Origin of the sequence: Longimicrobium sp., from assembly GCF_036554565.1 — a bacterium.
Taxonomy (GTDB): Bacteria; Gemmatimonadota; Gemmatimonadetes; order Longimicrobiales; family Longimicrobiaceae; genus Longimicrobium.
Map to the genome: position 1 here is coordinate 1 of NZ_DATBNB010000706.1, position 10,265 is coordinate 10,265.

The window sequence follows — 10,265 nt, forward strand, 5'->3', positions numbered from 1 at the left end:
GGTCCTTCCAGGTTCCCGCCACGTTGGGCACTTCGGCCTGGCCGCCCAGCACGCCCTCAGTACCCACCTCTCGCGCCACGCGCGTCACTTCGTCGGCGAAGACGGAGAGCCGGTCGACCATGGAGTTGATCACCTCCTTGATCTGCAGGATCTCGCCCGCCGCCTCGACGGTGATCTTGCGCGTCAGGTCGCCGTCCGCGATCGCGGTCGCCACCGCGGACACGTCGCGCAGCTGCACGGTGAGGTTGCCGGCCAGCTGGTTCACGTTGTCCGTCAGATCCCGCCACACGCCGGCGACGCCTTCCACCCGCGCTTGGCCGCCCAGCTTGCCCTCGGTGCCCACTTCCTTGGCCACGCGGGTCACTTCGGATGCGAAGCTGCTGAGCTGGTCCACCATCGAGTTGATGGTGTTCTTCAGCTCCAGCATTTCGCCCTTTACGTCTACCGTGATCTTCTGGCTGAGGTCGCCGTTGGCGATGGCGGTGGAAACCAGGGCGATGTTTCGCACCTGGCCGGTGAGGTTCGACGCCATGAAGTTCACGGAGTCGGTGAGGTCCTTCCAGGTTCCCGCCACGTTGGGCACTTCGGCCTGGCCGCCCAGCACGCCCTCGGTGCCCACCTCTCGCGCCACGCGCGTCACTTCCGACGCAAAGGCGCTGAGCTGGTCCACCATGGTGTTCACGGTGTTGGCGATGCGCAGGAACTCGCCCAGCACCGGCTTGCCGTCGATCTCCAGCGCCATCTTCTGCGACAGGTCGCCGCGCGCCACCGCCGTGATCACGCGCGCCACCTCGGTGGTGGGCGTCATCACGTCGCCGATCAGCTGGTTGATGGCGTTCAGCTTGACGGACCACCCGCCGCCCACCGGGCCGATGGAGGCGCGGTCGGTCATCTGCCCCTGGCGTCCCACCGTGGTGGTGACGCGCACCATCTCGTCGGAGACGCGCTGGTTCAGGTGGGCGATGTCGTTGAAGGTGTCGGCGATCTCCTCCAGCAGGGCGTCGCCGTACACGTCGGGCAGCCGCACCGAGAAGTCGCCGCCCCGCAGCGCGCGCAGCGCCAGCAGCAGCCGGCGCAGCTCGCGGCGGTCGCCGCCCTCGCCGCCGTCACCCCCCGTTCCGTCGCCGTCGCCCGCGCCGATGCGCGCGCGCCCCCGGGGGCGGGGAACGTCACCCGCCACGGGAACCGCGGCCGGCACCGCCGTCGCCGCACCGCCGCCGTTGCCGGCCGCCGCCCGGGCGCGTCCCCGCGCCGGGGCCCCGCCGCCGTTTCCGGTCACGGGCGCGACGTCGGCTGCCACGGGGGGGATGGCAGCGCCGCCGCCGTCCCCCGCCGTTTCGGGCGTCACGGCTGCCTGCGCCGCGCGTCCACGCCGCACGGGCGAGGCAGCGCCGCCGCCGTTGCCAGCCGCGGGCGGGGCCGCGCCAGCCGAAGCCGCCGGGGTTTCGCCGGGTGGGCTGTCCGCGCGTGCGGGATCGGCCAGGCGCCGCCCACGGGGGCGCGAGGCGGGGGAGTTGTCGCCGTCGCCGGAAGCCGGCGGAACGGGGTTGGTGCGGTCGTCACCCTGAGGCACGGGATCAGCTCCTGCGAGGCGGAACGAGGCGAAATGCCGGGGACCGGCGTGCACCCACGCGGGTGCCGCCGGCCGACGCTGCCGTCGATTGATGCGGGATTCCAGGCGAGGAAAACCGCGATTCGTACTCTACCGGATAAAACCTGTAGCGGGAATTAGCATTCCGCGAAGCGCTCGGCAAGTGGATGGCCGGGCGGGAACATGTGGCGGACGCAACCCACGAGCAAAGCTGGTGAGCACGACGCAAGGGATACGCCATGCGGGGAACTGTAGAAATGAGGCGTCGGCGCGGCGGAGCTACGCCGCGGCGCGGGCGCGGCGTCTCTCGCGTGTCGCGTTCCGGCCCCGGAACGTGGGAGTGAGCGCGTGGCAATTGGGGCAGAGGAACCGCAGGTTCTCTCGCCGCAGGTCATGCCGCACGCCGTTGATGTGATCGAGTTCCAGCGGGATGGGATTGCCGCGCCACGTGGTTCGGCGACATTCGGTGCAGCGGCGCTCCAGCACGCCTTCTCGCAGGAGCCGCTGGGCGAGCCACATTGTGTTCTGGTAGTCGCTGTTTTCTACGAGAATGGCGTCGAGCGAGCGGCGGGACTGGAGATTGGTGCGCAATTGCCCCGCCAGGTGGGCGCTTCCGACGAAGTGGGAGATGTCAATGTTGAGCCGGCGGGCGTGCTTGTGGAACGTCTTGTAGTTGTCGCCGCGTCCGTGGAGGTTCAGCCGCATGAGCGCGCCCCGGATCGTGCGTGACGACGCAACGGCGGCCCGGAACTCGGCGTCGGTCCAGGTGAGCGGCTTCCCTGACGGGATCTCGATGCCGAGAGCGGCTGCCCGCTGCTTGATGGCGCGGCAGTTCTTGGTGCCCAACGCGCGCATGACGTCGGCCAGGCACCGCGCCGAGGCGGCGGCGGTGCGCAACTGTTCGTCCGACCAGGCGCGGCGCCCCATGGAGAGCGGTTCTGCGTGCGGTTCGTGTGGGAGCGGAGGGCCGGGGACTCGAACCCCGAAGACCTTTCGGTCGGCTGATTTCAAGTCAGCTGCCTTACCAGTTAGACTAGCCCTCCTCAGGCACAGCCTGATTTCCAAGTATCGAAACGCCGGGCGATCAGGTCAAGGCCCCTCAATCGCCTCCGGTGGATGCCTGCCTGCGGTATGGGCCCGGAAACCTTTGCGGTCCGTGCGGGCCGGGTTATCTTCAACCCGTGGCACCGCCTCACTTTGGTGTTCCGCGGCCCTGTGGCCGACTCGCCGTACGAAGGATCTCCGATCTCCATGCCGAACCTGATGCGTGCCGCCCTCGCGGCGCTCGTCCTTGCCGCCTCGCACCTGGCTCCCGCACCCGCGCTCGCGCAGGCGGGGGAGCGCCCGGTCGTTCTGCCCACGCAGCGCGCCCGTCCGCCCGCGCGCGCCACGCCGGCGCCGGCCGGGACATCGCAGCAGCGCCCGGGCCGTCCTCCGGCGGTCCGCCGTCCCAGGGTTCCGCCCGCGGCAGAGCGCGACACCACGCCGGCTGCCGGACCACTCCGCGAGCGCTGGGCCGACATCAGCGTGCAGACGGCGAACTCGGGGACGTACCACCTTCCCGTAGGCCGCGGCAACTCGGGCCCTTCGGTGCTCCGAGTGCAGGTGCTGCTGAGCCGCGCGCTCTTTTCGACGGGGATGATGGACGGCTACTGGGGGCACAACACCCAGACGGCGGTTCAGTTCTTTCAGTCGCGTGAGGGGCTGCCGGCTACGGGCGTGGTAGATTCCGCCACGTACGCGCAACTGGCGCTCATCGCGGGCGACTCGCAGACCGTCGTTCCGCAGGTGCTGACGGCCGACGACGTGGCCGGCCCGTTCATGCGCATGCCCGAAGACATCTACGCGCAGGCCCGGCTGAGCTGCTCGTGCTTCGAATCGCTTTCCGAGAAGCTGACGGAGCGGTTCCACACGCGCGTGGAGGTGCTGCGCAAGCTGAACCCCGGGGTGACGCTGGATTCGCTCGCCGCCGGGGACACGCTGTACGTGCCGGCCGTCCGCCCCGCCGACGCGCGCGCGGCGGGGGAGATTCGCCAGCTGGTGGTATCGGGAGCCGGCAAATACGTGCAGGCACTGGATGCGAACGGCCGCATCCTCTATCACTTTTCCGCCACGCTGGGCTCCACGTTCGACCCGTCACCGCAGGGCGACTTCGCGGTGACGTCCATCCACGAGAACCCGTGGTGGCACTACCAGCCGAAGCTGCTGGCCCACGTGCCCGACGACCGGCCGAGCGCGCGCATTCCGCCCGGGCCCAACAGCGCGGTCGGCCGCGTGTGGATGAGCCTTTCCGCGCCGCACTACGGAATTCACGGCACCAAGTCGCCGGAGACGATCGGGTACGCGCAGAGCGCCGGGTGCGTGCGCCTGACCAACTGGGACGCGCTGTTCCTGAGCAAGCGCCTGCTGCCGGGAACGCCGGTCACCTTCAGCGACACGCCGCGGCCCGGGGCGGGGCAGCCGGCGGACGCCCGGCGGCCCGTCATCGGCACGCGGGCGGACAGCGCGCGCACGGATTCCACCGCGCGTCCGAGCGCTGCGCCGCGCGACACGGCTCGTCGCACGCCGCCAGCCGCGCGCGACACCGCTCGTCCTGCGACTCCCGCGCCTCGCGACACAGCTCGTTCACCCACGCAGGCGCCGCCCCGCACCACGGCCACGCCGCGTCCAGCGGCGCCGGCAGGCAGTCCGACGCCCGCGCCTCAGAACCCCGCGCCGGTGCCCGCCGCGCCAGCTGCGAGGGATACGACGCGGGGCACACAGCCGGCGGCGCGTCCCTGACGAGTTCCCGACCGAGTTGATGGAGCGCGGGGTGCCGGCCAGTCCGGTGCTCCGCTTTCGTCTCTTCTCCCCCGACGCTCGCAAACCGTCCCGCCACGCGGCCCGAAGGTTGCCTGTCGTGACCCCTAAGCCGCCCGTCCCCCCGGGGCCGGGCGGCTTTCGCCTACACCGCGACACGAGGCACGCAAGTGATGATCATCAAACGAGTTTCACTCGCCGCCCTGGCCGCGCTGGCCGTGGCCGGATGCAAGGACGGCGGCGGAGACGCGCAGGCCAAGGGCGCGCAGGCACGCGAGGTGGACAACGATCCCACGCGCGCTGTCGTAGCGTGGGACCGCCGCGCCGCGCGGATGACGCCCGAGGAGATGGAGCGCGCCCGCATGGACGAGTCGTGGATGGAGGTGGTGCAGCTGGACCCCATCCCCGGCGGGCGGAACGAGCGCCCTAATCCCGAGAAGTGGGAGCAGATCTCCATCGAGTCGGTGAACACCGCGCCGCAGCACGTGCCCCTGTACGGCGACGTGGGCGGCCCGTCGGTGCTGCGCATCCAGGTGATGCTGGACCGGGCGCTGTTCTCGCCGGGGATCATGGACGGGCGCTGGGGAAAGAACACGGCCCAGGCGCTGTACTGGTTCCAGAAGCGTGAGGGCCTTCCCGCCACCGCGCGTGCAGACTCGGCCACCTTCGAACGCCTGCGGTCCGCTTCGGGCAGCCCGGCCGAACTGGTGGTGCGCCGCACGCTGTCTGCGAAAGACGTCGCGGGCCCGTTCACCAAGATTCCCGAAGACGTGTACGAGCACGCCAAGCTGGACTGCTCGTGCTACGAATCGCTCACCGAGAAGCTGAGCGAGATGTTCCACATCACCCCCGACTTGCTGGCCAGGTTGAATCCCGGCGTTCAGATCGATGGGCTGAAGGCGGGGCAGACGGTGAACGTACCCGCCGTCCGCGACGAGAACGCGGCGGGGCGGGGGCAGCAGGTGGCCAAGCTGGTCATCTCCGGACGCGGGACGTACGTGCACGCGGTGGACGCCAACGGCCGCGTCGTCTACCACTTCCCGTCTACGCTGGGCGGCAAGTACTCGCCGTCGCCCACCGGCAGCTACCGGGTGACGCACGTCACGCAGGACCCGTCGTGGCACTACCAGCCCGACATCCTGGTGGGCGTGCCCGATCATGAGCCGGACGCCATGATCCCCAAGGGGCCCAACGTGGCGGTGGGAACCGTGTGGATGGCGCTTTCGGAGCCGCACTTCGGCATCCATGGCACGGCGGAGCCGCAGACCATCGGCTACGCTTCGAGCAACGGGTGCGTGCGCCTGACCAACTGGGACGTGGAGTTCCTCAGCCGCCACATCCGGCCGAACACGCCGGTGGAGTTCCGCGACATCATGGGGCAGAAGCAGGCGGAAGACCCGGCGAACGCCGAGTCGTCCAGCGGCTCGGCGTCCACCAGGCCGTCGTCGCCGTCCGCGCCGGCCGCGGCCGCGCGTCCGACGCCTGAAAAGAGCAGCAGCGGCTCCAGCGCGGCGGCCGGGCGCACGTCTACCCGCCGCGAGGGAACGACCACGCCCAGCCGCGCGGACACGGCCTCTCGCTCCCGCACCACCCGTGAGCGCGCGCGCTCGGACAGCGGCGCCCGCTCGCGTCCGACGACGACGGAGCCGGCCAAGCAAGACGAGCACGCGGGTCACACTCCGCGGTAACCGCTTCGCCCGGAGCTTTCGATTCGACCGCCCTCCTCGCACGATGCGCGGGGAGGGCGGTGTTCGTCGAACGGCTGCCGGCTGCGGCGTGCGCCGACGGAGGCCCTGGATTGGAGTGGCGGCTGGTTCGGCGGGTGGCGCGGAGTGTGTGGCGGATCCCTCAGTCGCTGCCGTCTGCGGTGCGGGGTCGGGTTCGCCTTGGCCGCTCCATCGGGATGACATTGGTGCTGTCCACCGGCTCCATCCCTGGCGGATGGTGGCATAGTGCGCCACCTGCGGAGAAGCTGCGGATGCAGTCCGCGAAGGCGGACTTCGGGCCTTTGTTGCCGCGACTTCAGTCGCCCCGGCACGGACTTGGGGGCCGGGCATGTCGATTGCGCGATTGCGCCCGGTTCGATGGACGATGCACCCTGAATTCAGAACGTGATGCCTGATCGCCAGACGTTGCACCCCGCATTCAACGGAGCCGCCGGATGAGGCCGGGATTCGAACGGCTGATGGTCGGCCGGCTGCTGGCCGGGCGCTACGAGGTGCTGGAGCCCATCGGCCGCGGCGGAATGAGCCTGGTGTTCCGCGGGCTCGACACCACGCTGGGCCGCGAGGTGGCGGTAAAGATCGTTTCGTTGGCCCAGTCGCCGGACCAGGTGCTCCCCAACCTGCGGGAACGCTTCCGCCGCGAGGCCGCGTCCGCCGCCCGGATCCAGCATCCCAACGTGGTCGGCATCTTCGACTACGGGACGGACCCGGAGCTGGAGCTGGACTTCATCATCATGGAGCTGCTGACCGGCCGCGACCTCAAGGAGGAGCTGCGCCGCAACCCCGTGCTCCCGCAGCCGGAAGCGCTCCGCATTCTGATGGACGCCGCGCGCGGCATCGCTGCGGGGCACCGCGCCGGGATCATCCACCGCGACGTGAAGCCGGCCAACATCTTCCTGGCCGGCACGGACGAGATCGAGGCGGTGCGCATCCTGGACTTCGGCATCGCCAAGCCGCTGGGCGACGACCCGGAGCACGCGCTGACCACCATCGGCCACCTTCCGCACTCGCCGGCGTACGCGTCGCCGGAGCAGATCGTCGGCACGACGCAGCTCACGGCCACCTCCGACGTCTATCAGCTGGGGCTGATCGGCTACGAGCTGCTGGCCGGCCAGCGCCCGTACAACGAGCACGAGCGCACCCGCGTCCGCGCGGGCGAGGATGTGCCGCTTCCACGCACGCCGGCGTGGACGGCCGTGTCTCCGGCGCTATGCGACGTCATCAATACGGCGCTGCGGCTGAACCCCGAGGAGCGCCATCCCGACGCCGCGGCCTTCATCGAGGCCTTGGCCGCCGCGCAGTCGGATGATGGGACGGCCTATCACCCCGGCTCCGCGCCCTTCGCCGCCACCGTGGCCGAGGACGCGCCTGTCCTGGTAGCCGACGACGCGGCCGCCCCGGTGCCCGAGACGGACTCGACGGCGCTGGTGAGTGGCGTTGCGGGGGTGCCCGTGATCGCGCCGTCGGTGGCGCCGCCTCCCGCCGTCCACGCGGCGGATGGATTGGCGCCTGCCGGCGTGCCCGCCAGCCGGCCGGCTCGAAAGTTCGCGGTGCCCGGGACGCCGGTGATGTGGATCGTGCCGCTGCTCCTGCTGCTGGCCGTCGCCGTCTGGGCCTCGCGCCGGGGCGGGTCGGATGCGCCAGCGGTGGCGGCTGTGGCGCCGGACTCCGGCCAGCTGGCCGCGCTGGATGGCGAGTTCCTGAAGCTGCAGGGCGCCGTCGGTGCCCGCGCCGTGGCGGAGGCGCCACCCCCGCAGTCCGCTGGCAATGCGCCCAACACCCCGGGGGGCACACCCGCGGGCACCCCGGCCAGCGACACGGACGTGCTGACGCGCGCGAAGGTGGAGATCGAGCAGAACGTCCGCGCGCTGAACCAGGCGTGGGTGGACGGCGACGTCCGCGAGCACGTGCGGTACTACGGAAGCCGCGTGGACTACTACAACTCGCGCCGCCTTCCCCGGTCGGGCGTGTACCGCGACCGCGTGCGCGACGCGAAGCGCTACGAGAGCCGCGCCATCACGCCGCACTCCATCAGCGTGCAGTTCCTGGAGCCGGACCGCGCCCGGGTGCTGATGGACAAGGAGTGGGTCTTTGGCGGAGACGGGCAGACGCGCCGCGGGCGGGGGATGCAGGAGTACATCTTCAAGCGTGACGAGGACGACGGAAAGTGGTACGTGGTAAGCGAGCAGCTGCTGACGAGGAACGAGGAGAACAGCAGATAGAACCAGCGGTAACTACGGTAAAAACGATCGGGGCTGATCGGCGCTTCCCGCGCGATCAGCCCTTTCCGTTTCCCTTGCCTTTTCCGTTTCCACCGCCTCCGTTGCCGCGTCCCTGGCCCCGATTGTCGTTGCGATGTTCGCGCGCGTGCCCATCATCCCTGCCGCGCGAATCGTCGCGTCCGCGGCTCTCGTCGCGCCCCCGGGACTCGCTGCGGACGACGGGCCTGGGCGCTGGTGCCGCGGGCGCGCTGCGGACGACCGTGCGAGGCGTCGATCCGCCGGTGGACGCGGACGAGGAGGCGGCCGATTCGCGCTCGTTCTCCGGCTCGTCCTCCCCACCCTCGTCGGAGGGCACGAGGCCGGGGAGATCGGTGGTGGCGACGCGGCTGGGAATGGTGATGCGGCTCGCCAGCACGTAGCCGTTCTCGAACCTGCCCTGCACCTGCACCGAGTCGCCCGGGGTGATGGCGGAGGCGGCGGCCTGGCCCCCGTCCGTACCCACCAGCTCCGTCGTCGGCCCGACGATCACGCGCAGGTCCGGGAGGGACGCGTTTTGCGGGCGCAGCAGCATGGCGCCGCTCTCCGCTGCCCAGCCGAGCACGGCGCCACCCGCATCAACGGTCTCCGGAACGCTGCCCTCCGGCGCCATGCGGATGCCGTTCACCACCACCGCGTCGGCCCCGTCCAGCTCGATGGAGCGCGGAAAGGCCAGCCCCGACGCCTCGTCGACGCGCAGGCCGTGCAGCGTCAGCGTCGATCCTTCAGGCAGGCTGCCGACGTTCAGCACGCCAGCCGTGTCGCTGCCGCGCATCAGCCGCATGCTCGCCGGGCCGGGCACCAGGCCGGCGATGGAGAAGCCCGCCGTGTCGGCTTCTGCGCTGCGCTCCGCCTCCACCACCCATATGGACGTGGGCGAGCCGGCGCCCGGGGCGAAGTTTCCCGCCACCGTCGCGCCCTCGTCGCCGCCGCACGCGGCCAGGAGCGCCAGGAGTACCAGTCGAATCCTCATGCAGACCGGGTCGGGCACCATCCGTGCCGCCGAGCCGCCCGCCGTCAGCCACGCGGCCCGGCCTTGCGGCGGATATGGATCACCTTCTCGATCGTGGCGTGCACCTCGCCCGCACGGTCGGCCAACTCCACGACATACGTGCGATCGACGGTGGGTGCGGCGGCCAGGGCTTCACGGATCGTGTCAAGCTCGGCCTCATCCAGCGTGAAGCGGGCGTACAGGGTATCGCGGCCGGGGCGGCGGAAGCGGATGGAAGCTGCCTTGTCCCACACGGCGTAAGCGGGGCCCAGGTTCTTGATCAGCATCAGCATGTAGACGGGGTCCACCGCGCCGTACATGCTGCCGCCGAAGATGGTGCCCACGTAGTTGCGGGTGCGCCAGCTCAGCGGCAGGCGGATGCGGATCTCGCGGAAGTCGCTGGCGATGTACTCGATGCGCGCGCCGGTGCCGCGGTACGCCGGAAAGAAGTTGTAGCCCCAGCGCAGCAGGCGGGTGTGGTTGGATTCAGGCATCGGCGCCGGGGGGCAGATCAGAGGGAGGACGGGCTGGTGCGGGGCTGCAGCCGCGGCTTGGGTGCCCGCTGCCGCGCCCAGGCTGAAAAGCACTCCGCGGTTAGATCCTTCGGCCCGCGAGGGGTGTGCTACGGGCTGCTCCGGTGCGCCTGGGCCTCAGGATGACAGGGCTTTGAGGCTGGGGCGAGCAGGCAGAAGTACCGCTGCTGCCATGACAGGACTCCGGTCGCGCCCGACAGCCGGGGACACCCCGCCGCAAGCCAGTCCGCGAAGGCGGACTTCGTGTGCTTGTTGCAGCGACTTCAGTCGCCCGTGCCGGGGGTGTCCAAGGTGCCCAAGGTGCCCAAGGTGCCCGGGGTGCCCGGGGTGCCCGGGTGCCCAGGGTGCCCAGGGTGCCCAGGGGTGAGC

Annotated in this window: 7 protein-coding genes and 1 tRNA gene; 3 read left to right on the plus strand and 5 right to left on the minus strand. The window is 70.8% G+C overall.

The window, feature by feature from the left end:
- The 3 genes from VIB55_RS19780 to VIB55_RS19790 form a co-directional block, all read right to left on the minus strand.
- A partial coding sequence (locus tag VIB55_RS19780) for a HAMP domain-containing protein (protein WP_349263055.1) occupies positions 1 to 1,141 on the minus strand: 1,141 nt, incomplete at its 3' end.
- Between the two features lie 729 nt (positions 1,142 to 1,870).
- A complete protein-coding gene (locus VIB55_RS19785; RefSeq protein ID WP_331878396.1) occupies positions 1,871 to 2,518 on the minus strand; it encodes a hypothetical protein in 648 nt (215 codons plus the stop codon).
- Between the two features lie 33 nt (positions 2,519 to 2,551).
- Positions 2,552 to 2,634: transfer RNA gene (locus tag VIB55_RS19790), tRNA-Ser, on the minus strand.
- Between the two features lie 208 nt (positions 2,635 to 2,842).
- Here VIB55_RS19790 and VIB55_RS19795 point away from each other — a divergent pair.
- The 3 genes from VIB55_RS19795 (at position 2,843) to VIB55_RS19805 (ending at position 8,336) form a co-directional block, all read left to right on the plus strand.
- Positions 2,843 to 4,372 (plus strand): L,D-transpeptidase family protein, encoded by a 1,530-nt coding sequence (locus tag VIB55_RS19795; protein ID WP_331878397.1) that lies wholly within the window; start codon positions 2,843 to 2,845, stop codon positions 4,370 to 4,372.
- Positions 4,373 to 4,563: 191 nt separating this feature from the next.
- A complete protein-coding gene (locus tag VIB55_RS19800; RefSeq protein WP_331878398.1) occupies positions 4,564 to 6,078 on the plus strand; it encodes a L,D-transpeptidase family protein in 1,515 nt (504 codons plus the stop codon).
- 473 nt (positions 6,079 to 6,551) lie between these two features.
- A complete protein-coding gene (locus tag VIB55_RS19805; protein ID WP_331878399.1) occupies positions 6,552 to 8,336 on the plus strand; it encodes a serine/threonine-protein kinase in 1,785 nt (594 codons plus the stop codon).
- A gap of 55 nt (positions 8,337 to 8,391) precedes the next feature.
- Here the strand turns inward: VIB55_RS19805 and VIB55_RS19810 are convergent, their stop codons facing one another.
- Together VIB55_RS19810 and VIB55_RS19815 are read right to left on the minus strand one after the other, a co-directional pair.
- Positions 8,392 to 9,345 carry a hypothetical protein gene (locus tag VIB55_RS19810; RefSeq protein WP_331878400.1) on the minus strand — a complete coding sequence of 318 codons (954 nt, stop codon included), beginning with the start codon at positions 9,343 to 9,345 and terminating at the stop codon, positions 8,392 to 8,394.
- Between the two features lie 44 nt (positions 9,346 to 9,389).
- Positions 9,390 to 9,857, minus strand: a complete 468-nt coding sequence (locus tag VIB55_RS19815) for a DUF4442 domain-containing protein (protein ID WP_331878401.1) — start codon at positions 9,855 to 9,857, stop codon at positions 9,390 to 9,392.
- Between the last annotated feature and the right edge of the window lie 408 nt (positions 9,858 to 10,265).

What these genes read in the sequence shown, in the direction of transcription:
- VIB55_RS19795 (WP_331878397.1), top strand. Translation starts at nt 2,843, where the DNA reads ATGCCGAACCTGATGCGTGCCGCCCTCGCGGCGCTCGTCCTTGCCGCC.
- VIB55_RS19810 (WP_331878400.1), bottom strand. Translation starts at nt 9,345, where the DNA reads ATGAGGATTCGACTGGTACTCCTGGCGCTCCTGGCCGCGTGCGGCGGC.
- VIB55_RS19815 (WP_331878401.1), bottom strand. Translation starts at nt 9,857, where the DNA reads ATGCCTGAATCCAACCACACCCGCCTGCTGCGCTGGGGCTACAACTTC.
- VIB55_RS19805 (WP_331878399.1), top strand. Translation starts at nt 6,552, where the DNA reads ATGAGGCCGGGATTCGAACGGCTGATGGTCGGCCGGCTGCTGGCCGGG.
- VIB55_RS19800 (WP_331878398.1), top strand. Translation starts at nt 4,564, where the DNA reads ATGATCATCAAACGAGTTTCACTCGCCGCCCTGGCCGCGCTGGCCGTG.
- VIB55_RS19785 (WP_331878396.1), bottom strand. Translation starts at nt 2,518, where the DNA reads ATGGGGCGCCGCGCCTGGTCGGACGAACAGTTGCGCACCGCCGCCGCC.